We start from the raw sequence: 26,519 nt of genomic DNA, 5'->3' as shown, positions 1-26,519 counted from the left end.
GCGCAGCGAAACTCAACATGTAAAGCAAAAACCAATTTTCCTACATCCCAATCCAGCTTGGTGTTGGCAATAACCGAATAACTAGATAATTGCCTACATCAACAAGATTACCCGGTAAACGTTGGGCTTCATTTCGTTCAGCACCAACCTACTATTTAGCTCGAAATACGAGATATTAGGAACTGTTATTTACGATTTATCCAAACGAAGAATATACATATCAATATATAACTTTTTCCATTTTCAACTATGACTCAAACGTCCCTGATACTGGTGGATTTGTTCTTGGTGAATACCCAACTTTGCAAATAAGTGTGAGATAACTACAAGTCTAAGAATTTGGCCAATATCAACATAATCGTCAATATTTAATTTCTTCATCATTACTTTCGGGCGCCCAACATGAGCTAATTCATTACGTAAAGAGGCAATTGCACGTCCTAAGTCCGTCTCCCCAGTTTTCTCAAAAAGTTTAACCAATTGAGATTTTAGTTCCGATGATGCATATACATTAAACGGTTTTACATATTTTTCAGATGAGCCACCACCCAAATCAACATTTATAGCTTCTAATTGAGTTGAATAAAGAATTATATCGCTTTGAGCATAATGAAGAGTTCTAAAGCCAGTTTCATATTGATGTGACACAGACAGCACTTGAAAATCATCATAAACATCAAGCCAATTTGAAAGCACGATTTTCATATCAATCTGCTTCCAATTGATAGGGATAAATCTATGATTAATCTCTTTTGTAGCTAACTCAACTGTACGGCCTTCCAATACCAAGCTACTAAGTACATTTAGTGTGTAGTCCTTCCCTGTCAATTTCAACGTTATCTCATCAGGAAATACCGGGCGAGACATTAGAATAGAAAATAAAGAGGATATTTTCGTTATGTCACTTATAAGTCTGTCGGCTGCTTGTTGAATATCTGTTGTGTAACGAACATAATATTTAAGCGTTTTTCTCAAATTAAAGTACGAGGTAGGATGCTCCTCTTTTATTTTATCTAATGCAGCCGCCAGTTTTTCTGTTGCTTCTTCATCTCGAGAATAGATAAGATTTATTATCTGATTACCGACCATAGAGTAAGTAGCAGTATTTTCAACCTTGATATTCCACCCATCACCATCGACTTCTACAATAGGTTCCTCTTGATACTTTAGTTGCGTAACAAATCCTTGTGGATGAATAAACTCCTGCATACCATTAAATGTAAACAGCGCGCATTCAAACGTTTGCCATGAATCAACGAAATCTCCAATTATTAAGTATAAGAATCCATGCACTCCTGATTTTACAAAAACAGAGCCCATGTAGTGCATTCCGCTTTCAAAATCAAAATTTCCTACTAGAGTACATTTCTTACCATTACTTAAAACCCCAAACAATCGGTCGGTCGCACGCACTAGGAAAACTACTATTTGAAATACTGTACTCTAATTGCAAACCATTCTGTGGAGAATATCTTATTTTTGCAGGAAACCTAATGCCCTCCGTATTTTCTTGCATAAAAAACTCACCAAAAAACTCGTAACTTTCGAAAGCACCATATTTTCCACTCATCAAACCCACCTCTATTTTCACTTAAATTTAGGTTGCAAAACCTCAAGTGACATTTAAAGTATTAATTGAATTTTTGGAGCATATATTCTTTCGCTGACCACCATTTGTCCAGCCAATTTACAAGCACGATATCCATATTCTGTTATGTAACACAAAACCTTATTCCCCTATCCAAATAATCTGGAACAAAACTTGCTGTATCCCTCCCCTTAGATCCCGGCAACCGGTCGCGAGGGGCCCATGACACCGACCTTTATCAAAAGCAATGCCGCAGCCCAGCTCACCATGGCCGTCGAGGTGATGGATGAGCAGGGGCAGTTGCAAACCCGCCAAATCGCCTGTGAGCGGCCACTGACGGTCTACCTCAACTGGAAGGAGATCGTCACCCTGATGACGCTGGGGGCCCGCCCCGAGGCGCTGGTGCTGGGTTATCTGAAAAATCAGGGCTTTATCGAGAATATTTCGGCCATCGAGTCGGTGATCGTCGACTGGGAGAGCGAAGCCGCCGCCGTGGTGAGCAGCCAGCAGGCCGCCGATCTCGACAAATCCTTGGAGAAGAAGACGGTCACCTCCGGCTGCGGTCAGGGCACCATGTATGGCAGCGTGATGAAGAAGCTTGAAGGGGTGGTCTTGGCGGCGCCTGAGCTTAAACAGAGCACCCTCTACGCCCTGCTCAAGGCGCTGTCGGCCCATAACGAAACCTACAAGATGGCGGGCGCCGTGCATGGCTGCGCCATCTGCCGCGGCAGCGAAATCCTCTCCTTTGTCGAAGATGTGGGACGCCACAACGCGGTGGATACCTTGGCAGGCGAGCTCTGGATGCGCGGCGAGAGCGGCCACGACAAGATCTTCTACACCACAGGGCGGCTCACCTCGGAGATGGTGATCAAGGTGGCGCAGATGGGCATTCCGGTGCTGCTGTCGCGCTCCGGCGTCACCCAGATGGGGCTGGATCTCGCCCGCCAGCTCGGCATCACCATGATTGCCCGCGCCAAGGGGCGCCACTTCGAGGTATTCAGCGGCCACGACCAGCTGGTGCTGGACGAGAAGCCGCCGGTGCTGGCGCCTGGTTCGGCCGGTCGCGGGATGCGGGACTAAACCATGAACGAGTTGATGAGTGCCCAGCAGATCGCGCTGTATCTCGATCAGACCAGCCAGAGGGCCAAACGCAAGCCATGAACGAGTTTATGAATGTGAAGCAGGTGGCGGAGTACCTCGATCTCAACGAGAAGAAGGTCTACCAGCTCGCCAACGAGGCGCGCATCCCCGCCACCAAGGCGACCGGCAAGTGGCTGTTTCCGCGCTCCCTGCTCGATCGCTGGCTGCTCGGCAGTTGCCACGAGGGGGTGATGAACGACCGGCTGCTGCTGGCAGGCTCAGACGATGTGTTGCTGCACTACGCCAGCAGCCGGCTAGCCCAGCAGCTCGGCACTCAGGCTCTGGTGGGTTACACCCCGTGCGGCACAAGGCAGGGGCTGGCAATGCTGGCGCGCGGCCACGTGGATCTGTGCGCCATCCACTGGGGCCAGGCCGAAGAGGCCCACCTGCGCCACCCGGCGCTGGTGCAGCAGTATCAGGGCCACCGACAATGGGTGATCGTACATGGATTTCGCCGGGTACAGGGGCTGGTGCTGCGCCAGGGGCTGCAACCCAAAGAGGCGAAAGAGGCGCTCGACTGGCGCTGGGCCATGCGCCAGGAGGGGGCCGGCAGCCAGCGCGCCCTGCAGGAGTGGCTGCAAACGCAAGGGGAGTCGCTGACCCGGCTGGAGCGCACTATCGAGGTCAACAGCGAGCGGGAGCTGGCCGCCGCCATCAGCCGCGGCGATGCGGACGTCGGGCCCGGTGCCCAGAGCACTGCCACCGAGTTTGGCCTCGATTTCGTGCCGCTGTCGCAGGAGTGCTTCGATCTGGTGATGCCGCAGGGGGTCTTCTTTCGCACCCTGCTGCAACAGCTGATCGGCTGGCTGCAATCCCCCGAGGGGCGCGAGCTGGCGGCCCGCCTCGGCGGCTATGATCTGACCCAGAGCGGCAAGCTGGTGTGGAGCCCGCAGTAAGTATCCCCTCACCTATCTGTAAAAAAGCCCGCCACTATTGGCGGGCTTTTTTGTGTCTCACTCTGAATTGCGACAGTCCCCCCTCCCCCTTGAGGGCAATGCGCGCCCTTCAAGTTCGGCGGGCTTTTTATGATGTCGTCATGACTGGGGCTCGACGCTTGCCTCACGCCCCTCGGCATTGAGGGCGATGCGCCACCCTTCCAGCCGGGCGCGCTCGCCGCCGCTGGCCAGCCGGGCGTGGCTGCGCAATCGGATGGTAAAGCAGCTGCCCTGGCCCGGGGTGGAATCTACCAACAGCTCACCGCCCCAGCGGCTGATGATGCGGTGGCTCAGGGCCAGCCCCAGCCCGGTGCCGGTGGCGCGGGTGGTGAAGAAGGGGTCGAAGATCTTGTCGATGATGGCCGCCTCGATGCCGCTGCCGTTGTCGATGACCCGCACCTCGGCCCCCTGCAGGGCCCCGGCGTCATCCAGCCAGTCGCGGCTCTCGACCCGGATCACTCCCTGCTCCCCCAGCGCATGGCTGGCGTTGACCAAGAGGTTGATCAGCACCTGCAGCAGCTGCTGGCGATCCGCCTCGATGGGCTGCTGCGCCCTGAGATCGGCCACCAGGTTCACCTGCTGCTGGCGCAGGGCAGAGCGCACCAGGGTCAGGCTCTCCTCGATGATGGGGGTGAGGTGCTGCCACACCGGCGCCGTCTCGTAGTCGCCGGGACGGGAATATTGCAACAGGCTGCGGGTGATGGCGCGAATGCGCTCGATCTGGGCCAGCACCAGCGCCAGCTCCTCGCTGACCGGCGCGGCCGCCTCCCCCAGCTCCAGCTTCATCAACTCCACGTTGCCGAGGATCACCGCGAGCGGGTTGTTGATCTCGTGGGCCACCCCGGCGCAGAGCTCGCCGAGGGCCGCCAGCTTCTCGCTGATCAGCAGCTGCTGGCGGGCCTGGGTCAGCATGTGGATGTGGTGCTCGAGCTCGGCGGTCTTCTGCTCCAGGCTCTGGGTGCGCTCGGCCACCTTCTGCTCCAGCTCGTCGGCGCTGCGGGCCAGCTGCTGGCGGTGCGCCGCCTGGCGATCCAGCATGGCGTCGAACTGGCGGCCGAGCTGGGCCAGCTCGTGATCGGGGTCGAGGTAGAGCTCGCCGATGCGGGCCGGCCTGCCCGCCTGCACCTGGCGCACCACCTTGTGCATCCGCTCGATGGGAGTGAACAAGTCCCGCGCGCCGCGATAGACCAGCAGGCCCGAGAGCAGCAACAGCAGCACCACGCCGGAGCCCAGCTCCAGCAGATTGGTGAGGTAGGTGCGAACGATGGGCCACTCGAGAAAGCCGACGTAGAGCATGCCGATGCGCTCGCCATTGGCGCCCAAGAGCGGCTCGTAGCCCGACACATACCAAGCGTCGTGCACGAAGGCGCGGTCAATCCAGGGCTCGCCGCGGCCCAGCACCTGTTCGCGCACCGGCGCCGAGGCCCGGGTGCCCACCGCCCGCCCCAGCTGCTGGCTGCTGCTGGCGGGCACGTTGGTGCTCACCCGCAGATCGCCGAGAAACAGGGTGACGCTGCCGATGCTGCCGGCCGGCAGGGTGTTCTTGGCAAACACCTGGCCCTTGAGCTCGTCTACCAGCCGGGTGCTGCCGTTGATAAGCTCGCCCCCCTCCAGCACGCCCCAGAGGCTGCCGTCCCGCCCCATCACCGGGGTCAGCGAGAGGCTGATCAGACCGCGAGTCTCCTGCCCTGCGCCCGGCTCCAGCTCTTTGTCCAGCACGGCGCGGCTGGCCAGCGCCGGCGAGAGTGCCAGCAGCTGCTCCCGCGACCAGACCACGAAGTGGCTGACGCTGCGCCCGGCGGCGAGGGCCGCGCGATCCTGCGCTGGCAGCTGATCCAGCTCGCTGCCGCTGCGCAGGCGCAAAAAGTCGAGGCCGTAGTTGGCGGCGAGCGGCATCACCCACTGGCGCAAGCGGGCGGGGGATTCGCGCAGCTGCAGCTGGAAGGCCCAGGCATCGCGCAGGTGCTCTAGGTGTTCGGCCTGGCGCTGCTGCTGCACGCTCACCGCGTGGTGGGCGACGCCAAGGTCGCTGCGCACCGTGGTGAGCAGGTTCTGCCAGCTGTAGGTGAGGGTCCAGTAGAGGGTGAGCCCTATCATGCCGGCCAGGGTCAGCATGATGGGCACCGAGGTGAGCAGCAGCAGACGCCAGCGCACCTTGGTTCTGAGCAACCACGGGATCTGCGCCAGCCTCATGACTCACTCCGGCGGCAAGGGGCGAGCCGGCTCATTCGATGGCCCACTCCTTGAACTTGCGCTCCAGGGTCTTGCGCGCCACCCCGAGCACCCGGGAGGCGGCCGACTTGTTGCCGTCAAAGCTCGCCACCACCTGCAGGATGTGGGCCTTCTCCACCTCGGCCAGCGCCCATTCCAGCGGATAGCCCTCCTCCCCCCGTCCCGACTCGGCCGGCTTGGCGCTCTGCCAGTATTCGGCGGGCGGCTTGCCCAGCAGCAGGCAGCGCTCGATCAGGTTGCGCAGCTCGCGCACGTTGCCGGGCCAGGGGTAGGCCTGCATGGCCACCACGTCTTCATGGGTCCAGTGCAGGGCGCCCATGCCCATCTCGGCGGTGAGCTGGCGGGTGAAGTGGTGCACCAGGGCGGGGATGTCGTCGATCCGCTCACGCAGGGGAGCTACCGGCAGCGCCACTACGTTGAGACGATAGAAGAGATCTTCGCGAAACCGGCCCGCCTCCACCTCCGCCTTCAGGTTGCGGTTGGTGGCGGCGACGATGCGCACGTCCACCGAAAGCTCCCGCTCGGCCCCCACCGGGCGGATGGCCTTCTGCTCCAGCGCCCGCAGCAGGGAGGCCTGCATGGCGAGCGGCATCTCGCCGATCTCGTCCAGAAACAGGGTGCCCTGATGGGCGACCCGGAACAGGCCGTCGCGCCCCTTGCGGGCGCCGGTAAAGGCCCCCTGCACGTGGCCGAACAGCTCGCTCTCCAAAAGCTCGGGGGCGATGGAGGCGCAGTTGAGCGGCACGAAAGCCCCCATCCGGCCGGAGAGCTGGTGCAGGGCGCGGGCCACCAGCTCCTTGCCGGTGCCGGACTCCCCCTCCACCAGCACGGCGGCATTGGAGGGGGCGACCCGGGCGATCAGGGTCTTGAGCTCGCGGGTCCTGGCGCTGTCGCCGATCAGGGTGGGCGGGAACAGCTTGCTCACCTCCCGCCGCAGCAGCAGGTTCTCCCGCTCCATCTGGCGGCGCTCGATGACCCGGTCCACCGCCTGCACCATCTGATCCAGGTTGAAGGGTTTGAGAATGAAGTCGCTGGCGCCGAGCCGCAGCGCCTTGAGAGCGGTCTCCATGTCGCCGAAACCTGTCATGAAGATGATGTCGCTGCGCCGGGTGGCGGGATCGATGGCCTCGTGCCACTCGATGCCGGAGCGCCCCGGCAGGCGGATGTCGGCGATGATGAGATCAAAATGCAGGCGGCAGCGCAGGGCTTCGGCCTCCTCCACGCTGGCGGCCGTCTCTATCTGGGCAAAGCGGCGGGCCAGCGCCTTGGCGAGGAAGCTGCGCATGCCGGGTTCGTCGTCGACGATGAGCAAGGAGAGGGCGGACCAGCGGCTGGCGGGTGCAGTCATGAAAAAAGTACCTCAGATTCGACAAGGTTCCGGGATTGTCCCACCGACCTTATAAACTGTGGGACATTTTGTCGCTAACCGGCCCCAAGTGCCAACTCCGTTTATTAAAAGCGACGGTGCCATCACGCAATTAGGGCGCTTAACCGACTGTTTTCACATTAAAAACCGGGCCGAGCAGGGCATGTGGTCAGCTTGGCACCCTGCTTGCTTAGTCCTGCCCTCTCTCCATCACCGGGTACCCTGACATCATGATCACAGCCACAGTGCGCAAACGCCTCGCCCTTGCCCTCTCCTCCGCCCTGCTGCTGAGCCTGCCGCTCTGGAGCGCTGCCAGCCATGCCGAGACCAAGGCGCCCATCCGCCTCGCCACCACCACCAGCACCGAACAGTCCGGCCTGCTGGGCTGGCTGCTGCCCCAGTTCACCAAGGAGACCGGCTATCCGGTGCAGGTGATGGCGGCCGGTACCGGCCAGAGCCTGAAGATGGGCGAGAACGGCGACGCGGATCTGGTGATGACCCACGCCCCCTCTGCCGAGAAGGCCTTCGTCGAGGCGGGCTTTGGCATCGAGCCGGAGCACCTGATGTACAACGACTTCGTCATCGTCGGCCCGGCGAAAGACCCGGCCGGTCTTGGCAAGCTGCACGACGCCGCCAAGGCGCTGGAGGCCATCAAGGACAAGGGGCAGACCTTTATCTCCCGCGGGGACGAGTCCGGCACCCACATCAAGGAGAAGACCCTGTGGCAGGCGGCTGACGTCAAGCCTGAGTTCGCCGGCTACAAATCCATCGGCCAGGGCATGGGGCCGACCCTGACCATGGCTTCGGAGCTGGGTGCCTACACCCTGACCGACCGCGGCACCTGGCTTGCCTACCAGAGCAAGCTGGATCTCGCCGTGCTGCTGGAGGGGGACAAGCGGTTGTTCAACCCCTATCAGGTGATCCTGGTCAACCCCAAGCGCTACCCGGATCTCAACACCGAAGGGGCCCGCACCCTGAAAAACTGGCTGGTCTCAAAGCACGGCCAGCAGCTTATCGGTGACTTCAAGGTGGCCGGCCAGCCGCTGTTCGTGGCCGACGCCAAGCCGCAGTGATGCCAAGGCCGAGACTGCTCGAGATGCCTCTCGCCACCTTGATTGACGGAGGCGCCCGGTGCCGACCCTGATCGAGACCACACTGGCGGCCCTTTCGCTGCTGTTCAGTGGTGACGCCGAGCTGTGGCAGGTGGTGGGGGTCTCCTTCTCGGTATCGGGCCTCGCGCTCGGGCTGGTGCTACTGCCGGCCCTGCTGCTCGGCTTCGCGCTGGCCTATCTGCCGATTCCGGCGCGCTGGCTCTGGCTCTCCTGCATCAATACCCTGCAGTCGGTGCCGACCGTGGTGATTGGCCTCTTGCTCTACATGCTGCTGTCGCGGGCCGGCCCCTTCGGCGACTGGAAGATGCTGTTCACCCAGCAGGCCATGGTGGTGGGGCAGATGCTGATCGCCTTTCCGGTGATCGCCACCATGGCTCACGCCGCGTTCGTGCAGAGCGACCGGCGTGCCTGGGAGACCGCCCGCACCCTGGGGCTCTCCTGGCCCAGGGCGCTGCTCGGGCTGATGCGCGAGTGCCGCTTCGGCCTGCTGGCGGCGGTGATCGGCGCCTTCAGTCGCATCGTCACCGAGGTGGGCTGCTCCATGATGGTGGGGGGCAACATTTTGCATTTCACCCGCAACATCCCCACCGCCATCGCGCTGGAGACCCAGAAAGGGGCCTTCACCCAGGGGGTGGCCCTTGGCATCGTCTTGTTGAGTCTGGCGCTGCTGCTCAACCTGTTGCTGACCGCGTGTCGTGGTCACAGCTATCTGAAGAACTGACCATGCCCCCACCGTCCATTCACCGGAGTACGCCATGGCCCTGACCGCCCACCAGCTGATGATGCGCTTTGGCGAGCGCGACCTGTTCCAGATTGAGCAGCTCTCCATCGCGGCCGGCGACGCCGTCTGGCTGCGCGGCGCCAACGGGGTAGGCAAGACCACCTTGCTCAAGATCCTGGCCGGCCTGCTCACCCCGACCCGGGGCCACACCAACCTCCCCTCTGGCTGGCGCGGCAAGCTCGGCCAGTGGCTCAAGCGCGATCCGGGGCCGGGCCGGGTCACCTACCTGCACCAGACCCCCTACCTGTTTGATCGCAGTGTGCACGACAACGTGGCCTGGGCCCTCGGCCATCGCGCCGCCGACGAGGTACGGGTGTTCGAGGCGCTGCGCCGGGTCGAACTGGAGAGCCTGGCACGGGAGCACATCAGCATTTTGTCTGGCGGCGAGCGCCAGCGGCTGGCCATGGCCCGCGCCTGGGCGCTGCAGCCCGCTTTTCTGCTGATGGACGAGCCCACCGCCAATCTGGATACACATTCGGTTGCCCTGATGGCCGCCATGGCGCAAGATCTGCGGGAACAGGGCAGCGGCCTGGTCATCATCAGCCACCAGAGCAACGATCTGACCGACCTGTGCGAGCGGCAATGGACCCTCGCCCGGGGCCGGCTGCACGAACCCACTCCTTTGAAAATCATCGAGCGACATGACCTCACACAGCGAACCTCGTACTGACCGCTTTCCCGTCTCCGCCGTGGTGCTGGCCGGCGGCCGCGCCACCCGCATGGGGGGGGCCGACAAGGGCTGGGTCGAGTTGGCGGGCCGCCCGCTCATCGACCACGTGCTTGACCGACTGAAACCCCAGGTGGACGAAATCCTGATCAACGCCAACCGCAGCCAGGCCCGCTACCAGGCGCTGGCCCCGGTCATCGGCGACGACAACCCCGACTATCTCGGCCCGCTGGCGGGCATGCAGGCAGGCCTTGCCGCCGCCCGTCACGACTGGGTGCTGTTCGTGCCCTGCGACGGCCCCGCCCTGCCCCGCGATCTGATGGCGCGCTTTCGCGCCGCCCTCACCCCGCAGACCGAGCTGGTGGTGGCCCATGACGGCGACTGGCTGCAACCCGTGGTGGCCCTGCTGCACAAGTCCTTGCTCCCCTCCCTGTCCACCGCGCTGGCCGAGGGAGAGCGCAAAATCGATATCTGGTTTGCCCGCCATCGGATGGCGGTGGTGAGCTTTGCCGACCAGCCGGATGCCTTCATCAATCTCAACAGCCCGGACGAGCTGGCCGCCTACGAAGCGCGCCTGCCAGACGCCACGACCGGACAAGGAGCCACCTCATGACCCCGGCCCCCACCCTGCCCCTGCTCGGCTTTGCCGCCTGGAGCGGCACCGGCAAGACCACCCTGCTCGAGCAGCTCATCCCCCTGCTGGTGAGCCGCGGTCTGCGCCTCGGGGTACTCAAGCACGCCCACCACGACTTTGACATCGACCAGCCGGGCAAAGACAGTCATCGCCTGCGCCAGGCCGGCGCCAGCCAGATGATGGTGGCCTCCCGCCGCCGTCACGCCCGCATCGTTGAAACCGATCTGGGTGAGGCCGATTTTCGCGAGCTGCTGGCCAGCTTCGATCAGCGCAGCCTCGACCTGCTGCTGGTGGAGGGGTTCAAGCACGAGCACTTCCCGAAAATCGAGCTGCACCGCGCCGCCATCGGCAAGCCGCTGCTGTTCCCGATTGATCGCGACATCATCGCCGTGGCCAGCGATCAGCCCCAGCAAACCGCCCTGCCCCGGCTCGATATCAATGATCTGGAGGCCATCGCCGACTTCGTCTGCCACTGGCTCAAGGAGAGCCAGACGCGGGAGCAGGAGGCTGGCAACGGCTTTCTGTCGGTCGAGGCTGCCCGCAACGCCATTCTTGATACCCTCACCCCAGCCACCGCCTGCCGTGATCTGCCGCTCGCCCGCTGCCACGGCGCCGTGCTGGCCGGGGATCTCGTCAGCCCCATCAATGTGCCGCCCCACGCCAACTCGGCGATGGACGGCATTGGCCTGCGCAGCGACGATCTCGCCGCCGGGCGCTGGCAACTGGTAGGGGAAGTGCTGGCGGGCCAGCCGCGCAGCGAGCCGGTACTGGCCGGACAGGCGGTGCAGATCATGACCGGCGCCCCGCTGCCCCCCGGTGTCGATACCGTGGTGATGCGCGAAGAGACCCGGCTTGACGGTGAATGGGTCAGCGTCAGCGCCCCTGTCAAGGCGGGGCAGAACGTGCGTCAGGCCGGGGAAGATCTCGCCAAAGGTGCGGTCGCCATCCCGGCCGGCACCCGCCTCGGTGCCCCTCAGCTCGGGTTGGCGGCTTCTCTGGGGCAGGCAACCCTGACGGTACGCGCGCCGCTCAAGGTGGCGCTGTTCAGCACCGGCGACGAGGTGCAGGCACCTGGCGAGACGCTCGCCCCCGGCCACATCTTCGACAGCAACCGCTTCACCCTGATGGCGCTCATCGCCGGGGCCGGCTGCGAGGTGATGGACCTTGGCATCATCCCCGATGATCCCGCCATCCTGCGCCGGCAGCTGGCACAGGCCGCGGCCGATGCCGACCTGGTGCTGAGCTCGGGTGGGGTGTCGGTGGGCAATGCCGACTTCATCAAGCAGGTGCTGGCCGAGCTTGGCCAGATCGCCTTCTGGCGCATCCAGATGCGGCCGGGTCGCCCGCTCGCCTTCGGCCAGCTGGGGCAGACTCCCTTCTTCGGCCTGCCCGGCAACCCGGTGGCCGCCATGATCTGCTTCCTGCAGTTCGTCGAGCCCGCCATCGCCCGCCTGCAGGGCCGGGTGTGGCAGCCGCTGCGCCTGTCGGCCCTGGCCGAGCAGCAGATGAAGAGCCGACCCGGGCGCACCGAGTTCCTGCGCGGCATCTTCCATCAGGACGCCAGCGGCGTGCTGCGGGTACGCACCACAGGGCCGCAGGGCTCCGGCATCCTCAGCTCCATGAGTGATGCCAACTGCCTGATTGAAATCGTCCCCGCCCAGCCGGCCATCGCGGTCGGCGAGCGGGTCTGGATCCACCCACTCCAGGGACGAGTGGCCTGATACCGGTCTCCACCCCGCCGGGCGTGGCGGGGTGGCTGCCCCCATGAATCCGAGGCTTGTCCCTTGCGCCTGAATGCCCCCCTCTCCCGACTCGATCTGCTGATCTACGGTCACTACCGCATCGTCCATGGCCTGCGCATCGCGCTCGCCTTCATGCTCACCTTTCTGCTGACCCGCGAGCTCAAGCTGCCGGAAAGCACCTGGCCCCTCATCACCCTGGTGGTGGTGATGGGCCCCATCTCGTTCTGGGGCAATGTGCTGTCGCGCGCCCTGCAGCGGGTGGTCGGCACCATCTTCGGCGCCAGCTGCGGGGTGGTGGCGCTCTATCTCGAGCTCTACTCCCTGCCGCTGATGCTGCTGTGGTGCGGCTGCATCATGTTCCTGTGCGGCTATCTGGCGCTCGGCAAGCGTCCCTACGTGGGGCTGCTCATCGGCATCACCCTCGGCGTCACCATGGGGGCCATGCCCGGCGACATCGAGACCGCCCTGTGGCGCAGTGCCGACGTGATCCTGGGTTCATTGCTGGCACTGCTGTTTTGCAGCATCTATCCCCAGCGCGCCTACAGCCACTGGCGGCTGCAGATGCACGACACCCTTCAGCAGGCCCAGCGGCTCTATCACACCCACCTCTCCCCCAACGTGCTGGAGCGACCTCGGCTCGCCCACAGCCACGCCAGATTGCTCTCCAAGATGGTGAGTCTGCGCCCCCTGCTCACCCCGGCCGTCAAGGAGACCCGCCTTGGCAGCGCCCTGTTCGAAGCGATCCAGACCACCATGCGCAACACCCTCTGCACCCTGGAGATGCTGGCCAACACCTACTGGCGCGATCGCCAGAGCCACTTTCTGATGCAGAGCACCCCGGAGCTGCGCGCCTGCCAGCAGGCGACCGAGGCGCTGATGAGCGAGCTGGCGCTGATGCTCAAGAGCGGCGAGCTGCAGGGCTCGGAGCTGGCCATTGCTCGTCTGCAGGAGGCGGCCGGCCGGGTGCGGATCGACGCCGGCGGCGAGGCCGCCATCAGCGGCTATCTGTGGCTCAACCTGCAGCTCACCGAGCAGCTCACCCACCTGCGCCGGCTGCTGGGTCTGGTGATGCATCCGCCCCGCAGCCAGAGTCGCCCATAGCAAAACGCCCCGCAAAGCGGGGCGTTGTCGTCTCAGGCCAATGACAAATGACTGAAGCCCGATATGGCGCAAATATTAACTGGCGTTTGCCAGCGATTGCTCGAGCGGGAGATAGAGGGAAAAATCCTGGATCCCCGCCTGCAGAGCGGCAAAGCAATCCGGATCAATGGCCGTCCCCAGATTCTCGGCCATCATCTCCAGCGCCTGGGGCACCGGAATGGCTCCACGATAGGGCCGTTTGGCAGTGATGGCATCAAAAATGTCGGCCGTGGTGATGATGCGGGTTTCCAAGGCTATCTCGTCCCCTTTCAATCCTTTGGGGTAACCCTTGCCATCGAGGCGCTCATGGTGGGCACCCGCCACTTGCGCCAGCTCTTCAAACGCACTTATGCGACTCAGGATCTCCTCGGTATAGGCGGCGTGCATCTGCACAGCGGCCCACTCCTGCGCATCAAGTTTGCCCGGTTTGTCGAGAATGGCATTGCTCACCCCCAGCTTGCCCACGTCATGGAGCAGAGCACCGCGCTTGAGCCAGCGTCGTCGCTGCTCGGACAACCCCATCTGAGTGGCAAGAATGTCGGTATAGAGTGCCACTCGGCCGCTATGACCGGCGGTGTAGGGACTTTTGGAGTCCACCACCTGACCGAATGCCGCGGCGATCTCGTCCAGATAATCTTCATCAAGAGCGACCTCACCCTGCCCGGCCGGGTGGACAAACACCCACTCAGCCAGCTTGGGATCCGCCAGTCCTTGCCAAAAATCACCATCCGCCAAGGCTTCAAACTCGCTAACCAATTGAGGGTCAAACCAGCTGCCGCTGCGCTCGCGCAGCTCTTTGAGCACCGCATCAGGGCCTGCGGCGGCGTGAAACACATCCACCACCTGGCAGAGCAGCGCTATGCGAGAGAAGAGCGGGATCGCGTCACCGACCAGTTGCAACGGCCGACCTTTACCGTTCCAGTGTTCGTCCAGAGAGAGGATACCGGTAGCGACCTCTTCACTGAAACGCAGTTGACGAGCGATGTCCGCCCCCCGATGGCAACGGGTCTGGATCAGTTCGTTGGCTATCTGATCGCCGTTGCGAAAGATGTGAAACAGGCTGCGAAAACGCCCAAGCAGATCCGCCTGCAGGCCGGTGTGGCCCAGCACGAAGTTGACCACCTCGGAGAGAGAGCCATCCACCAGCTTGAAGTCGCGTTTGAAGTGAAGATCGTCGGTGAGATAGAGTTCGCAGATACGGGCCGCATTGCTGCTGCACCCCAGATCCTTGAGCAGCAGCATGTAATAGAGGTCATGACGCAGTCGAGCATCCAGCGCCAACCGTTCGGCCAGACGGGAACCTATCCAGCAACAGCGAATACAGTGCCCTCTTGGTTGACCCTCAGTCATGTCGAGCGCATGACTGAGGGAACCAATCAACTCTGCCAACCGCAATCCATTCACCGTCATAGCCTGTATCCCTGGTCATCTTGGCGATCTTGCCTGCTGACTAGGTATACCTTATCCAGAGAGGAATAGATCTGGATTCAGATGAATTTATACCTCGGCGCTACCGGTCCGTGCTTTTTCCTCCAGCTGGGCCGGCGTCAGGGTCGACACCAGCCGGCCGTCGAAGTAGATATCCAGCAGCTCGCCGCGCTTCTCGCCGCGCATCAGGCTGCTGCGCCCATCCAGGTAGTGCACCTCCATCTGGGCGGTGCGCTCGTCCGGGTAGCTCACCTCCACCTCGCGTACCCCTTGCGGCAGCAGGGCCAGCGGCACCTTGTTGAGGGAGGGATCCAGGTGCTGGTTGACCTTGATCAGGGCGTCGAGCTTCTGATCCACCAGCGCCGGCGACTTGCCGGTGATGGGGTTCTTGCCCGACCAGAATTCGATGGTGTTGAACACGAAGAGATCCGCGGTGGCCGCCAGACCGTAGACCGGCGAGAGCAGGATGAAGACCCCGGCCCGGCCGTAACGGTTGTCCACCACGCTGAGGTTGCCCTTGGTCACCATGGAGGAGAGCCCCATCTGCCCCATGCAGCCGCTCAGTCCCACGCTTGCCACCACACCTGCCAGCAGCGCCAGCGCCCTGCCCTCTCTTCTCGTTGCCATCGTCTTTATCTGCTCCAAAAATAATGAGGCGGCAAGCCTAAACAGGCTGCCGCCGACGGGCAATTCACAAGCAGGGAGCGATACAGCAGGGGTTCAGATTGGGATTTCGACTGCTCACATTGCGCACAGGTCGTTGAAATAGTGATCAAGGCGGCCCGCATGAAGAGAGGGCCGCCAGCTGACTAGATGGAGAGGCTGGAGACGGTTGCCGAGACGTTGTTGGCCTCCTGCCGGATCTCCACCATCACTTCGTTGACCTTGTCGATCTGCTGCTTGCCGAGCTCGGCGCTGCCGGCCACCCTGGCCATGTCGTCGGTCACTCTGGCGGTCAGCTCGCGGTTCTTCTGCACCACCTTGGCTATCTCGTCGGTGGAGAGCGACGTGCGGGCCGCCAGCTGGCGCACCTCGTCGGCCACCACCGCAAAACCGCGCCCCTGATCGCCGGCGCGGGCCGCCTCGATGGCCGCATTGAGAGCCAGCAGATTGGTTTGATCGGCGATGCTGCTGATGGTGGAGACGATGGCCTCTATGCTTCTGGACTGCTCGTTGAGCTGGTTGATGAGCAGGATGGTCTTGTCCACCTGCTCGCTGATGAGCGACGAGGTCTCCACCACGGAGCGCAGCAACTCTGCCCCCTGTTCGGCACAGCGCAGGGTCTCCTGCGCCGTGGCGTGAGCCACCTGGGTGGCATCGCGCACTGCGTGGCTCTTGGTGACGCGATCAGTAATGTCGCTGGCAAACTTGATGACCCGACTCACCTTGCCGCTCTCGTCGCGAATGGGGTTGTAGGTAGCCTCCAGCCAGATCGCATCGCCATGGCTGTTGCGCCGCAGGAAGAGCCCGGACTTGAATTGCCCCTGAGCCAGCTCTTCCCAGAAGCGAGGGTTCTCCTCATAGAAGGCGTCATCACACAGGATCCGGTGATTGCGCCCCTTGAGCTCGTTCAGGGTGTAACCGACGCAACTCAGGAAGTTGGCGTTGGCCGAGAGGATGTCGCCGCTCGGGGTGAATTCGATCATCGCAAGCGACCGTTCTAGCGCCTTGGAGACCGCCTCCTGGTTAAGCAGCTGCTGATGCTCGGCGGTAACGTCGCTGGCGATCTTGATCACCTGGGCCACCCTGTCCTGCGACTTTACCGGGAAGTAGCTGGCCTCCAGCCAGACCACCTCGCCCCGCTTGTTGCGGCGCGAGAAGATGCCGGACTTGACCCTGCCTTGCTTGAGCTGGGCCCAGAACTGCTGGTACTCGGCGGAGCGAGCCAGCTCCTGGCTGCAAAACATCCGGTGGTGCTGACCCTGCAGCTCCATGGCGCTGTAACCCATCAGGCTCAGAAATGGCTGATTGGCCTCCAGGATCTCGCCATCCGGGGTGAAGATGATGGTCGCGATCCCGGCCTTGACCGCCTCCACGAAGCCCTGTGATTCGGCGAGCTGTGCCTGGCAGGCCTGCAGTTGCGCCTTCAGCTTGTTGTTGAACATGGGTGTCATACCTCTGTAATGACCTGACAAGGTGGGAACGGGCACAAGACTCGGCGTCAAGGTGAACCGGCACGAGCCTGTTGAGGCTGATCATAGTTGAGCATGGTGACTCGATCAGAATTTGGCCGAGATTTTGCCACAGCCAGGGAGAGGTTCGCAGCGCCCGTATCCCGTTGGCAGGCGTGATACGGGTAGGGCGGCAAGCGGGATCACCCGGGTTGCCACTCCAGATAGGCGGGGTTGCTCACAAACCCCATCCGCTCGTAGAGGGGCCGCCCCTCTTCGCTGGCATGGAGCCAGACCCGGCCCAGCTGCTGCCCCCTCGCATAGTCCGCCATCTGGTCCAGCAGGGCACCGGCCAGTCCCTGCCGGCGATGGGCAGGCAGGGTATACATGTTGAGCAGATAGCCCTCCCTCCCCGTCAGATTGCCGGGATAGGGCGGGCGCACGAAGAGCGCCAGGGTTGCGCTCGCCACCACCTCGCCATCCACCTCCGCCACCCAGGAGCGGGCACTCTCCTCGGCCTGCGCCGTGCTGAAATAGGTGGTGGTGGCCTGCCACAGCGGCAGATCGGCCAACGGCTCGCTCAGCTCCCCCACCTCGCAAAACAGCGCCATGCGCAGGGTCACCAGCGCGGGAATGTCTGCCTGCGTTGCCTGCCGGATGATCATCGCCTCTCCTCCTTGTGATGAAATGAACAGGCACCCCGCAGGGTGCCTGATGAGAGTGCCAGTGTGGCGGCTTCATTCCCGCCTGACAAGGCGCCACTGATCCAGGGCCAGCGGCCCCGCCCCCCACACCGCCAGGGTCAGCAGCATCCAGCCCCACAACTGGTGATCGTAAAAGCCGCCGGCCCAGAGGGCGGGATAGGAGAGCACCGCCATGATGTTGAAGGCAAACAGCAGGGCGGCGACCGGTCGGGTGAAGAGCCCAAGCAGCAGCAGCACCGGCAGCAGCAACTCGGTGGCCGTCCCCAGCCAGGCTGCCCACTGCCAGGGCAGCAGGGGCACCCGATACTCGAACTCGAACAGGTAGAGGGTGCTGTCCCAGGCGCTCAGCTTGAGCCAGCCGGAGCGCAAGAAGACCGCCGCCACCCAGCATCTGGCCAGCAGCAACAGGGCACCGCTCAGCCACCAGGGGGCGGCCGGCCCCCGTTGCTGCATCAGGGGGAACTTGTGGTTTGTCATCGAATTTACTCCAGCGTTGAGGTCACATCGACCAGCAGGCCCAGGGTGACGAGGCGGGTCAGAGACTCTGCAGCCTGCGCATCTTGCGCCAGCAGGGTCGACAGGGCGATGCCCTGGCGGCAGCCATCCAGCAGGCGCCACTCCCCCTCGCTCAGGCGCAGCGGCAATACCCGACAATCGGGCTGTTTCTTGAGGGCGAGCCAGGCGGGGGCCGCCAGATCGTGCACCGCCTCACCCTGGTGCAGAGCCATCTGCCAGAGGGCCTCCACCGGGCGAAGGCTGTCGAACAGAAGCAGATCACAGGCCGGGATCAGCACCAGCGTCTGCCAGGCCGCTGGCGGCAGGGCCGCCACCCGCTCGGCCGGCCAGTGGCGCACCTCGGGGGCCAGCAGGCTGGTGCGCTCCAGTGCCCACTCGAAACGGGCAAGCTCCCCCAGCCAGGGCAGTTCGGCGGTGGTGGGCAGCCCGGCGAGCCAGTCGCCAAAGCCTGCGCCGTAGTGCATCACGCTCCCTTCGCAGAGGGGCTCCGCCAGTACGAAGCCGCGCGCCGCGGCGTCGAAAAACGCCTCCCCCACCATGGCCTTGACCGCCGGGTAACTGCCCGCCAGCACCTCGCCAAGGCTCAGGATGAAGTGGTTGCGATAGACCTGCAGCACGGCATCGGCCGGGAAGAGGCGGGAATGGACGTGGGGCAGAATGGCCTCGCTCTGGCCAAGCAGCCCCTCGGCAAACTGCTGCTGCCGGTGGGCCAGCTCAGACATGGGCGGCCTCCGACGCAAGATGGGCGGCCATGGCGGCATCCAGCAGGGTGCTCGCACGCTCGGCCTCCGCCAACAGCACGGGGAGCGGCGGTATCTCGAGATCCCACTCGATCAGGGTGGGGATGGCGCGCTGGCGGCAGATCTCGGCATAGAGGGCCCAGACCGGCTCGCTCACCGGCGCGCTGTGGGTATCGATATAGAGGTGCCCCTGCGGCAGGGACTTGTCGGTAAAACCGGCCAGGTGGATTTCGCCCACGGTGGCGATGTCGATGGCAGCCAGATAGTCACGGCACGCAAAGCCGTGGTTGAAGGCACTGACGTAGAGGTTGTTGAGATCGAGCAGGATGCCGCACTCGCTGCGCCGTTGCAGCTCGGCCAGAAACTCCCACTCCGGCATCTCTCCCGCCAGTTGCAGGTAAGAAGAGGGGTTCTCGATCAGCAGCCGGCAGCCGAGTGCATCCTGCACCTGCATGATCTTGTCGCTCATGGTGAGCAGGGCCTCCCGGGTATAGGGCACCGGCAGCAGATCGTTGAAGTGGCGCCCCCCGATGCTGCCCCAGCTGAGGTGCTCCGAGATGCGCACCGGCTTGATGGCGCCGGCCAGGGCCGAGAGGCTGGCAAGGTGAGCAAGGTCGAGCCCATCGGCCGACCCCAGGGACATGCCGACCCCGTGCAGACTGACCGGATAGTGCCGGGCCAGCTCGCTCAATACCTGAAAACCCCGGCTGTGCCGTTCGAAGTAATTCTCGCTGTGCACCTCCAGCCAGCCGACGGCCGGCAGGGTACGCAGCATCTCGTCGTAATGGGGGGTTCGCAATCCAATACCAATCAAGGGGTTCATCGCAAAGACTCGCGGCTGGCCATCAAAAGAGAGCCACGGTGCACAACACCGTGGCACCCAGCCTTACTTGGGTTGCAGCGAACCGCCGGCCAGCTTCTCGCACAGCCCCTTGGGCACCACCACGAAGGCGTCGCCCTGGGCATCCATCTTGGCGGTGCCGGCGCAGGAGTTGGTCTTGGTCGCACAGTCGTTCTTGCTCGCCTTCACCACGCCATAGCACTTCTCCTTCTCGTCGGCAGCCATGGCCGGGGCGGCAATGAACTGGGCGCCGAGGGCCAGCAGACCGGTCATGGCGGAGGCGATGGCAGTGCTCTTTTTAACGTTCATTCTCTGTTCCTTCTGATTGTGTGTGGTGTGCCCGATCATTCGCGACCGGATGCCTTCCATAGAACCGGCGCTGCGACGAAATGATTTCAAAAAAAATGCAAAATCGGCACATCTATAAAAAACACAATTAGTAGAATGTTGTTTTAAAAGGAGTTTTCAGGATGTTCTCGGCCCCTTGGCATTGACATCAAGTCGGCGACAGAGACGATGGCATGGCGGTGACGGGGTAACCGGTTCGCCTCCCCGACCATCCCGACGCGGGTTTGCCTGCACATTTTCACCAGCGCGCGGCGGCGAGAGGCGAGCTGGTCGCAAGACAAGATGAATGGAAAGCGCCGAGCGGGCTGGGTCGTCAAAGCGATCCGGCCAGCCGGTTTATCTGCGGGCTGTAGTGGTTGAGGCGCTGGTGCTCAGGGGTGAGCAGTTGCCCGGGCGAGCGCCCGGTAAAGAAGTGGCAGCTCTTGATGAAGTGGGGCTGATCGCAATAGCCCTGTTCCAGCAGGGCATCGAGCGACGGGGCGCCCGACAGCAGCTGGCGCAGCGCCCTTTGAAAGCGGGCGGTACGCAGAAAATAGCGGGCATCCACCCCGAGATGGCTGCGCAATCGCCGCTGAAAGGTGCGTGCGCTCATCCCCAGTTGCAGCTGCAACTCAATCGCCGGCGTGCCGTAATAGAGCCGCTCTATCGCCCGCAGCAGCGCAAGATCCCGCGGCGGACGACTCGCTACCTGCCGGCGCAACCAGGCCCCCAGCGCCCCTGCCCCTTCCTGCATCAACCACTGCGGGTCGGGGCAGACAATCCCCAGCTCATCGAGGGACAGCACCCGATCGCTCAACTGCTCGAGCGGCACGCCAAACAGATCGAAACAGGCCGAAGAGCGCAGCCGCAGCCCCAGCAGATGAGTCTGGCCATGGGCGGCAAAGCGCAGGCGAGCATGGCGCGGGCAGAGCAACACGGCCACCCCCGTGGCCACGGTGACGGTGCGGGGCGCGTCTGCTGACGAGAGGATCGTGATGGTGAGGGGATCCCCCAGATTGAACAGGATCTCGGCCCCGGTGCCGGGGAAGATCTCAGGCATCGGCTGGGGCTGGCCAAGGCGCCACTCCCAGCCTTGCGCCAGCCAGGGCGCCAGATCGGGAGCGGGCTGAAATTTACGGCACTGCATCATGATGGGAGGCGATATTGCTCACTGGCTCGGTTCGGAGGTGGACAGGAAGAGGGTATCACCGCTGACATGGTCGAGACAGGGATGGCGATCGAAGCGCACCACGCCTATCTCCATGCGCCCCGCGGCCGCCTCCACCATGGCGGCGACCCCCAGGTGACCGAACCCGGCACACAGCTCCACCGCCCGGATCCCCTCCCGATATAGCTCGTCGAGCAGTTCACGGCCTCCCTGGTAGTCGGGCACGGCGATCGTCTTCACATGGACTTTCTCCGTCTTGACCCAGCTGGCGTGGCAGGCGGGATCCGCCCCGGTGCAACGAAGATGAAGGCGGCCTTGAAAATATCGGACATATAAAAAGCTCCTCGGATCAATGAGTCGCCACTCTACCCGGGATCCCGCGGGCCGGATTGTACCGCGGCGCCACCCGCCCTCATCATGCAGGACAAAACCTGGCGAAAGGGGCGCCATACAGACCTCATTTCTCCCTGTTGAATGCAATTTGCGCGGCCAGGGGTCATAAATGCAAAAGAGACAGCCGAAGCTGTCTCTTTTGTCATCAAGCCGGGACCTCAGTAGAAGATCCGCTCGCCGCGCTCGCTCATCTTGAGCCATACCGGTTTGGTGCTGGTTTTGCTCCAGATCCGGTGCAGATAGCTGTAGAAACGGGCCCGGTCGCTGCGAAACAGCATCACGGGGAAAGCCAGCATACCCACCAGCAGCACATAGAGGCGACGAAGAATTATCTGAGTAAGGGAATAGGGATGAAACATGATAGCACTCCTCACTGGTAAGACCACTGAGCAAAGATTACTCCACAATTTGTAGGATTACTACACCAGGAATCCCATTTTTTCGCAAAAAACGCCCTGAAAAGCAACAAAGTGAAATTGGGTTACATCCATTAACTTACAGGCAACAAAAGCTGGCAAAGCGGCCGCGTTTGACCAGATTTAATGAGTTGGTAGTCAACATGGAGTCAAGGCGATGAAACCCGCAGAAATGGCGATCATAGGGATCCTGGGCCTGCTGATCTGGTCAGAATGGCAGGACTGGCAGCTCAACCGGGACGACAGCATCACCCTGGCCTACAAGGGGGCCCCCACCGTCAGCCTGTGGCAGTGCGGTCAGTTGAAACAGAAGATGATGGATGTTACCGAACACTCGGCCGAAGTGCAGTTTCAGTACCGGGGACAGGACCTGACACAGGTAAACCGCTATCTGGAGCGGGAGTGGCAACAGCAGGGTTGCGAACAGCTGTTGCTGCAGCAGGGATATTGATAAGACAAAGCGCCGCACGAAACGGTCGATATCGGAAAATTCAGACAGGGAGAAGATGGAGGCACGTTCCGGAGTCGAACCGGACTAAACGGATTTGCAATCCGCTGCATAACCGCTTTGCTAACGCGCCATGCTGACAAGGCATTGCCTTGAAAGTGATATCCATGATTGGTGCCATGGAAAATTGGAGCGGGAAACGAGACTCGAACTCGCGACCCCGACCTTGGCAAGGTCGTGCTCTACCAACTGAGCTATTCCCGCATTACTGCTTGTGTGCCAGTTGCCTGACAACGAGGCGCATTATACGTACCCCGAGCAGAGGCACAACCCTTTTTTCTCACTTTCAGCCCTTTCTCGTGCTGTTTGCTCAGGGTTTAGACGGCTTGCCCAAAAAAAACGCGCCAGGCTGTGACCCAGCAGGCGAATTCAAGATAAAGTCATTGAAATGATTAGCCTTTAATCAGAGACTTGCGGCGGTTAGTAACCGGATTCTCAATTGAAAATCTCCCGATGAAATGGATCTTCAAGCCTCGTGGACTCAGGCCGCAGCTGATGCTGGCATTTTTTATGCTGGCCATGGTGCCCTTCCTGGTTGTCACCCTGTTTTTCCTCTATAGCCACGGCAAGGATCTCACCACCCAGACCTCCAACCATCTGGTTTCCGTTCGCAACATCAAGAAGAGTCAGCTGGAAGATTACTTCGGCAACCTCAAACAGCAGATCATCAACTTTTCCCAGCAGGATTTTGCCGGCAACAGTATCGGTCGCTTCTACGGCTTCACCGGCGCCTTCGAGAAACTCGGCACCACGCCGCAGGAGGCCCGCGCCCGCGCCCAGGCCCGCTATGTGCCGGGCTCCTGGGATCAGTTGCAAAAGCCTGACAACACCCCCGACATCGAGCCCTCCATCAGTGCCCTGATCCTGGCGGACGAGATGTATGGCCGGGTGCATCAGCGCTTTCACCGCGGCTACGCCGACATGGTGCGCAAGTCCAACTACAGCGACATCTTCCTGATCGATCTCAACGGCGACGTGGTCTATTCGGTCACCAAGCGCGCCAACTTCGCCACCAACCTGCTCTCCGGCCCCTACCAATCGAGTGGTCTGGGCCAGACCTTCGCCAAGATCAAGCGGCGCCTCGACGGCGGCCAGAAGCCGCAACAGATCTTCGAGTTCACCGATTTTGGCCGCAACGAGCTGACCGGCCAGGTGGTCGCCTACATGGCCGCCCCCGTGATGCAGTACGACTATGTGCGCGGCGTGGTGATCTTCGAGCTGCTGCCGGACAAGCTCAACCAGATCATGGCGGAGCGGGAGGGGCTCGGTGCAACCGGTGAGACCATTCTCATCGGCCCGGACAAGCGGATGCGCGCCAACGCCTGGCTGGCCCCCGAGTTCAGCGTGGAGAACAGCTTCAGCCCCAACTTCCGGCCGCTGCAGACCCCGCTGGTGGTCAAGGCGCTCTCCGGCGAGCAGGGGGTTGGGCTGTTTCGCTCCTACCACGAGGACGAGGTGCTGGCCGCCTACACCCAGGTGAAGGTGTTCGACACCGAGTGGGCCTTCATCGCCGAGATCTCCACCAGCGAGGCCTATCGCCCCATCCGCCAGCTGGAAACCCTGGTGATCCTGCTGGGGGCCGGCTCATTGCTGCTGCTGATCCTCTTCTCCCGCTGGCTCTCCCACTCCATCACGGCGCCGCTGCGCTCCCTCACCGCCGCCGCCGAGCAGGTGGCCGATGGCGCCCTGGATCACCCCATCGCCATCGCCCGCACCGATGACGACATCGACCGGCTCGCCCAGGCGTTTCGCCACATGCAGCGCTCGGTGAAGGACAAGATCGAGCTCATCGAGCGCCAGACCCAGGAGCTGCAGCAGCAGGTCAAGCTGACCCACAAGCAGAACCTCAGCCTGCAGCAGGCGGACAAGCTCAAGGATGAGCTGCTGGCCAACACCTCCCACGAGCTGCGCACCCCCATCCACGGCATCAAGGGGATGGCCGAGTCCATGCTCGCCAGCCAGCAGGATCTGACCGAAGGGCAGCAGAAACAGCTGGGGCTCATCATCAAGAGTGCCGACGGCCTGGCGCGGCTGGTGGACGATCTGCTCGACTACCACCAGATGCGCTACGGCCAGCTGGAGATCCACCCCCAGCCTGTCTCCTCCAAGGGGGTCATCCGGCTGGTGCTGGATCTCTGCCAGCACCTGGTGCAGGCCAAACCGCTCACCCTGGTGGACAAAACCCCGGCCGAGCTGCCGCCTGTGCTGGCGGACGAGCAGCGGCTCGAACAGGTGCTCTACAACCTGGTGGGCAACGCCATCAAGTACACGCCACAGGGCAAGGTGGTGCTGAGCGCCCTGGTGGAGGGCAACTTCCTGCACATTCGGGTGACCGACACCGGCATCGGCATCGCCAGGGATCACCTGGAGCACATCTTCGAGCCGCTGGTGCAGATGAGCCCGGAGGTGAGCAAGCAGGGGGCCGGCCTCGGCCTCTCCATCACCCGCCAGCTGGTGCACCTGATGGGGGGCGAGCTGTTCGTGGAGAGCGAGCCGAGCGTCGGCTCCACCTTCGCCTTCACCCTGCCGCTCGCCAGCTGCAAGGCCGGCAGCCTGACCCTCGACAGCCGCCAGATAGAGCATCAGCTGGTGCGCCAGCAGCCGCTCGCCCTGCCGGAGTGGGAGAGCGATGACCTCCCCCCGCCGCCCGGGGATGCCCCCCTCATCCTGGTGGTGGACGACGAGCCCATCAATTTGCACATACTGCGCCACCTGCTGCAGCCCTGTGGTTATCGCATCCTGCCCAGCAGCGACGGCCACGACGCGCTGGCCAAGCTGGCCCAGGAGCCGGTCGACCTCATCCTGCTGGACGTGATGATGCCCACCCTCTCCGGCTTCGACGTCTGTCGCCGGTTGCGGGAGCAGCATCCCAAGGAGAAGCTGCCGGTGCTGCTGCTCACCGCCCTCAACCAGCCCAAGGATATCGAGGAGGGTTTCAACGCCGGCGCCAACGACTATCTGGTGAAACCCTTCTGCAAGGAGGAGCTGTTCGCCCGGGTCAGGGCCCTGCTGGAGGCGAGCGCCGGACGCGCCTCTCTGGTGGAGAACCGCTTGCTCAAGCAGGAGATAGAGCACCGGCTGGTGCTGCAGGAGCAGCTGCATCAGGATCAGCAGCGGCTGCTGGCCCTGCTCGGCGAGGGGGCCGATCCCATGGTGTTCATCGATGATCAGGGCACGGTGCTGTTCGCCTCGCGGGTGCTGGCTCGCCTGCTGGGCCAGGAGCCGGAAGCCATGGAGGGGCAGCCGCTGGACGACTGGCTGGCCAGTCCGCTGGCCAGCCAGTGGCCCGGGCTGCAGGCCGGCCAGGAGCAGTCGCTGGCGTTTCTGGTGGCGGGCCAGAGAGACGAGCTCAACGCCCGCGCCCTGCCCATCAGTCTGGGGGGGCAGGCCGCCTATGCACTGGCCCTCAGCACCGAATCGAGGCCCGACGAAAACCGGGTGATGGCGCTGGAGAATGCCCTCAAGAGCCTGTCGCGCCAGGCCATCATCGAGGATGGCCAGCTGCTGGGCGAGCTGAGCCGGCTGGGCGGGGAGTTCCGCTCGCTCGCCGACGACCTCATCCGCCAGCAGGATGACGAGCCATTGCGCCGCGCCTTGGTGGACACCATGCGGCTCACCCTGGATGCCTGGCAGCAGAGCACCGGCAAGGGCAAGATAGTGCTGGCCGAGAAGAGCAAGCTGTGGCGGGTCTACATGGACCGCTCCAGCCCGCAGACCCGCACCCTCGACAAGTACCTGAGCCTGGATACCCTGCCCAAGGCGCCGCGCTGGAAGACGGTGGTCGCCACTGCCGAATACGTGCTCAGCCACGGCCCGCTCAACGAGGCCCAGCGCCAGCAACTGCACCACAGCGCCCAGACCCTGCGCCAGCTCGCCACCCGCAAGAGCTAGCGCATCCCCTCCCCGCCCCCATCTCCAATCTGGGCCCTGGCTCACACTTGGCGGGGCGGTTTTTTTTTGTGCAGAATTAAGCCCGCTCACCACGTCAAAACGAGAGCCGATCCAATTCACACAATTGTCATGAGGGGCA

The 26,519-nt window shown here is 62.6% G+C and carries 24 protein-coding genes and 2 tRNA genes; 10 read left to right on the top strand and 16 right to left on the bottom strand.

Features of this window, described 5'->3' with window-relative positions:
• Positions 1–243: 243 nt before the first annotated feature.
• The gene (locus tag AB5Y81_RS11330) at positions 244–1,413 is read right to left on the bottom strand and encodes a HEPN domain-containing protein (RefSeq protein ID WP_279485458.1); all 1,170 of its coding nucleotides are present in this window, start codon (positions 1,411–1,413) and stop codon (positions 244–246) included.
• 397 nt (positions 1,414–1,810) lie between these two features.
• Here AB5Y81_RS11330 and AB5Y81_RS11325 point away from each other — a divergent pair, with 397 nt between their 5' ends.
• Positions 1,811–2,668: a formate dehydrogenase accessory sulfurtransferase FdhD gene (locus AB5Y81_RS11325; protein WP_279485457.1), complete on the top strand. Its 858-nt coding sequence runs from the start codon at positions 1,811–1,813 to the stop codon at positions 2,666–2,668.
• A gap of 89 nt (positions 2,669–2,757) precedes the next feature.
• Positions 2,758–3,624 carry a helix-turn-helix transcriptional regulator gene (locus tag AB5Y81_RS11320; protein WP_017778423.1) on the top strand — a complete coding sequence of 289 codons (867 nt, stop codon included), beginning with the start codon at positions 2,758–2,760 and terminating at the stop codon, positions 3,622–3,624.
• A 138-nt stretch (positions 3,625–3,762) separates the two neighbouring features.
• On the opposite strand, the gene AB5Y81_RS11315 is transcribed toward AB5Y81_RS11320, so the two are convergent.
• Entirely contained in the window at positions 3,763–5,856 is a 2,094-nt protein-coding gene (locus tag AB5Y81_RS11315; RefSeq protein ID WP_279485456.1) for a cache domain-containing protein, read from the bottom strand.
• A 31-nt stretch (positions 5,857–5,887) separates the two neighbouring features.
• On the bottom strand, positions 5,888–7,243 hold the full coding sequence (locus tag AB5Y81_RS11310; protein ID WP_010633286.1) for a sigma-54 dependent transcriptional regulator: 1,356 nt from the start codon (positions 7,241–7,243) through the stop codon (positions 5,888–5,890).
• 248 nt (positions 7,244–7,491) lie between these two features.
• Here AB5Y81_RS11310 and AB5Y81_RS11305 point away from each other — a divergent pair, with 248 nt between their 5' ends.
• The 6 genes from AB5Y81_RS11305 to AB5Y81_RS11280 all read left to right on the top strand — a co-directional run bounded on the left by AB5Y81_RS11305 (position 7,492) and on the right by AB5Y81_RS11280 (position 13,298).
• A complete protein-coding gene (locus AB5Y81_RS11305) occupies positions 7,492–8,334 on the top strand; it encodes a substrate-binding domain-containing protein (protein WP_124253148.1) in 843 nt (280 codons plus the stop codon).
• Between the two features lie 58 nt (positions 8,335–8,392).
• Positions 8,393–9,094, top strand: a complete 702-nt coding sequence (locus AB5Y81_RS11300) for an ABC transporter permease (protein ID WP_005303218.1) — start codon at positions 8,393–8,395, stop codon at positions 9,092–9,094.
• Positions 9,095–9,128: 34 nt separating this feature from the next.
• The gene (locus tag AB5Y81_RS11295) at positions 9,129–9,824 is read left to right on the top strand and encodes an energy-coupling factor ABC transporter ATP-binding protein (RefSeq protein ID WP_065016889.1); all 696 of its coding nucleotides are present in this window, start codon (positions 9,129–9,131) and stop codon (positions 9,822–9,824) included.
• Positions 9,796–10,434, top strand: coding sequence for a molybdenum cofactor guanylyltransferase MobA (gene mobA, locus AB5Y81_RS11290; protein ID WP_279485455.1), 639 nt, complete (start codon positions 9,796–9,798; stop codon positions 10,432–10,434). The genes AB5Y81_RS11295 and mobA overlap by 29 nt, the downstream gene beginning before the upstream one ends.
• Entirely contained in the window at positions 10,431–12,176 is a 1,746-nt protein-coding gene (locus AB5Y81_RS11285; protein ID WP_279485454.1) for a bifunctional molybdopterin-guanine dinucleotide biosynthesis adaptor protein MobB/molybdopterin molybdotransferase MoeA, read from the top strand. The genes mobA and AB5Y81_RS11285 overlap by 4 nt, the downstream gene beginning before the upstream one ends.
• 63 nt (positions 12,177–12,239) lie before the next feature.
• Positions 12,240–13,298: an FUSC family protein gene (locus AB5Y81_RS11280; protein WP_005303226.1), complete on the top strand. Its 1,059-nt coding sequence runs from the start codon at positions 12,240–12,242 to the stop codon at positions 13,296–13,298.
• Positions 13,299–13,373: 75 nt separating this feature from the next.
• On the opposite strand, the gene AB5Y81_RS11275 is transcribed toward AB5Y81_RS11280, so the two are convergent.
• The 11 genes from AB5Y81_RS11275 to AB5Y81_RS11225 all read right to left on the bottom strand — a co-directional run bounded on the left by AB5Y81_RS11275 (position 13,374) and on the right by AB5Y81_RS11225 (position 21,924).
• Entirely contained in the window at positions 13,374–14,747 is a 1,374-nt protein-coding gene (locus tag AB5Y81_RS11275) for an HD-GYP domain-containing protein (RefSeq protein WP_279485453.1), read from the bottom strand.
• Positions 14,748–14,834: 87 nt separating this feature from the next.
• On the bottom strand, positions 14,835–15,455 hold the full coding sequence (locus AB5Y81_RS11270; protein WP_025201343.1) for a DUF3332 domain-containing protein: 621 nt from the start codon (positions 15,453–15,455) through the stop codon (positions 14,835–14,837).
• A gap of 119 nt (positions 15,456–15,574) precedes the next feature.
• Positions 15,575–16,870 carry a PAS domain-containing methyl-accepting chemotaxis protein gene (locus AB5Y81_RS11265; RefSeq protein ID WP_279485452.1) on the bottom strand — a complete coding sequence of 432 codons (1,296 nt, stop codon included), beginning with the start codon at positions 16,868–16,870 and terminating at the stop codon, positions 15,575–15,577.
• Between the two features lie 209 nt (positions 16,871–17,079).
• Complete coding sequence (locus AB5Y81_RS11260; RefSeq protein ID WP_017781951.1) at positions 17,080–17,541, bottom strand: GNAT family N-acetyltransferase; 462 nt, start codon at positions 17,539–17,541, stop codon at positions 17,080–17,082.
• Positions 17,542–17,613: 72 nt separating this feature from the next.
• Positions 17,614–18,057 (bottom strand): DoxX family protein, encoded by a 444-nt coding sequence (locus AB5Y81_RS11255; RefSeq protein WP_279485451.1) that lies wholly within the window; start codon positions 18,055–18,057, stop codon positions 17,614–17,616.
• A gap of 5 nt (positions 18,058–18,062) precedes the next feature.
• Entirely contained in the window at positions 18,063–18,818 is a 756-nt protein-coding gene (locus AB5Y81_RS11250; protein ID WP_017781949.1) for a DNA-binding domain-containing protein, read from the bottom strand.
• The gene (locus tag AB5Y81_RS11245) at positions 18,811–19,659 is read right to left on the bottom strand and encodes a DUF692 domain-containing protein (RefSeq protein WP_017781948.1); all 849 of its coding nucleotides are present in this window, start codon (positions 19,657–19,659) and stop codon (positions 18,811–18,813) included. Before AB5Y81_RS11245 ends, AB5Y81_RS11250 begins: the two co-directional genes overlap by 8 nt.
• A gap of 63 nt (positions 19,660–19,722) precedes the next feature.
• Positions 19,723–19,986 carry a DUF2282 domain-containing protein gene (locus AB5Y81_RS11240; protein ID WP_005303242.1) on the bottom strand — a complete coding sequence of 88 codons (264 nt, stop codon included), beginning with the start codon at positions 19,984–19,986 and terminating at the stop codon, positions 19,723–19,725.
• A 352-nt stretch (positions 19,987–20,338) separates the two neighbouring features.
• Entirely contained in the window at positions 20,339–21,154 is an 816-nt protein-coding gene (locus AB5Y81_RS11235) for a helix-turn-helix domain-containing protein (protein WP_017781947.1), read from the bottom strand.
• Positions 21,155–21,172: 18 nt separating this feature from the next.
• A complete protein-coding gene (locus AB5Y81_RS11230; protein ID WP_336289252.1) occupies positions 21,173–21,412 on the bottom strand; it encodes a DUF6506 family protein in 240 nt (79 codons plus the stop codon).
• A 311-nt stretch (positions 21,413–21,723) separates the two neighbouring features.
• On the bottom strand, positions 21,724–21,924 hold the full coding sequence (locus tag AB5Y81_RS11225) for a YbfA family protein (RefSeq protein WP_005303249.1): 201 nt from the start codon (positions 21,922–21,924) through the stop codon (positions 21,724–21,726).
• 214 nt (positions 21,925–22,138) lie between these two features.
• Between AB5Y81_RS11225 and AB5Y81_RS11220 the strand changes: the two genes are divergently transcribed.
• Positions 22,139–22,432 carry a hypothetical protein gene (locus AB5Y81_RS11220; protein ID WP_010633270.1) on the top strand — a complete coding sequence of 98 codons (294 nt, stop codon included), beginning with the start codon at positions 22,139–22,141 and terminating at the stop codon, positions 22,430–22,432.
• A gap of 56 nt (positions 22,433–22,488) precedes the next feature.
• Here AB5Y81_RS11220 and AB5Y81_RS11215 read toward each other — a convergent pair.
• Positions 22,489–22,562, bottom strand: a tRNA-Cys gene (locus AB5Y81_RS11215).
• Positions 22,563–22,617: 55 nt separating this feature from the next.
• Positions 22,618–22,693, bottom strand: a tRNA-Gly gene (locus AB5Y81_RS11210).
• A 249-nt stretch (positions 22,694–22,942) separates the two neighbouring features.
• Between AB5Y81_RS11210 and AB5Y81_RS11205 the strand changes: the two genes are divergently transcribed.
• Complete coding sequence (locus tag AB5Y81_RS11205) at positions 22,943–26,380, top strand: ATP-binding protein (protein WP_279485450.1); 3,438 nt, start codon at positions 22,943–22,945, stop codon at positions 26,378–26,380.
• The last annotated feature ends 139 nt before the right edge of the window (positions 26,381–26,519 follow it).

Source organism: Aeromonas sp. s2 (assembly GCF_040907935.1).
In the GTDB taxonomy this organism is placed as follows: Bacteria; Pseudomonadota; Gammaproteobacteria; order Enterobacterales; family Aeromonadaceae; genus Aeromonas; species Aeromonas dhakensis.
The sequence above is the reverse complement of the archived record's forward strand: the minus strand, read 5'-3'. Positions and strand labels throughout refer to the sequence as shown.

What these genes read in the sequence shown, in the direction of transcription:
- AB5Y81_RS11315 (WP_279485456.1), bottom strand. Translation starts at nt 5,856, where the DNA reads ATGAGGCTGGCGCAGATCCCGTGGTTGCTCAGAACCAAGGTGCGCTGG.
- AB5Y81_RS11325 (WP_279485457.1), top strand. Translation starts at nt 1,811, where the DNA reads ATGACACCGACCTTTATCAAAAGCAATGCCGCAGCCCAGCTCACCATG.
- AB5Y81_RS11310 (WP_010633286.1), bottom strand. Translation starts at nt 7,243, where the DNA reads ATGACTGCACCCGCCAGCCGCTGGTCCGCCCTCTCCTTGCTCATCGTC.
- AB5Y81_RS11265 (WP_279485452.1), bottom strand. Translation starts at nt 16,870, where the DNA reads ATGTTCAACAACAAGCTGAAGGCGCAACTGCAGGCCTGCCAGGCACAG.
- AB5Y81_RS11260 (WP_017781951.1), bottom strand. Translation starts at nt 17,541, where the DNA reads ATGATCATCCGGCAGGCAACGCAGGCAGACATTCCCGCGCTGGTGACC.
- AB5Y81_RS11245 (WP_017781948.1), bottom strand. Translation starts at nt 19,659, where the DNA reads ATGAACCCCTTGATTGGTATTGGATTGCGAACCCCCCATTACGACGAG.
- AB5Y81_RS11320 (WP_017778423.1), top strand. Translation starts at nt 2,758, where the DNA reads ATGAATGTGAAGCAGGTGGCGGAGTACCTCGATCTCAACGAGAAGAAG.
- mobA (WP_279485455.1), top strand. Translation starts at nt 9,796, where the DNA reads ATGACCTCACACAGCGAACCTCGTACTGACCGCTTTCCCGTCTCCGCC.
- AB5Y81_RS11250 (WP_017781949.1), bottom strand. Translation starts at nt 18,818, where the DNA reads ATGTCTGAGCTGGCCCACCGGCAGCAGCAGTTTGCCGAGGGGCTGCTT.
- AB5Y81_RS11305 (WP_124253148.1), top strand. Translation starts at nt 7,492, where the DNA reads ATGATCACAGCCACAGTGCGCAAACGCCTCGCCCTTGCCCTCTCCTCC.
- AB5Y81_RS11205 (WP_279485450.1), top strand. Translation starts at nt 22,943, where the DNA reads ATGAAATGGATCTTCAAGCCTCGTGGACTCAGGCCGCAGCTGATGCTG.
- AB5Y81_RS11295 (WP_065016889.1), top strand. Translation starts at nt 9,129, where the DNA reads ATGGCCCTGACCGCCCACCAGCTGATGATGCGCTTTGGCGAGCGCGAC.
- AB5Y81_RS11225 (WP_005303249.1), bottom strand. Translation starts at nt 21,924, where the DNA reads ATGTTTCATCCCTATTCCCTTACTCAGATAATTCTTCGTCGCCTCTAT.
- AB5Y81_RS11275 (WP_279485453.1), bottom strand. Translation starts at nt 14,747, where the DNA reads ATGACGGTGAATGGATTGCGGTTGGCAGAGTTGATTGGTTCCCTCAGT.
- AB5Y81_RS11285 (WP_279485454.1), top strand. Translation starts at nt 10,431, where the DNA reads ATGACCCCGGCCCCCACCCTGCCCCTGCTCGGCTTTGCCGCCTGGAGC.
- AB5Y81_RS11220 (WP_010633270.1), top strand. Translation starts at nt 22,139, where the DNA reads ATGAAACCCGCAGAAATGGCGATCATAGGGATCCTGGGCCTGCTGATC.
- AB5Y81_RS11235 (WP_017781947.1), bottom strand. Translation starts at nt 21,154, where the DNA reads ATGATGCAGTGCCGTAAATTTCAGCCCGCTCCCGATCTGGCGCCCTGG.
- AB5Y81_RS11255 (WP_279485451.1), bottom strand. Translation starts at nt 18,057, where the DNA reads ATGACAAACCACAAGTTCCCCCTGATGCAGCAACGGGGGCCGGCCGCC.
- AB5Y81_RS11240 (WP_005303242.1), bottom strand. Translation starts at nt 19,986, where the DNA reads ATGAACGTTAAAAAGAGCACTGCCATCGCCTCCGCCATGACCGGTCTG.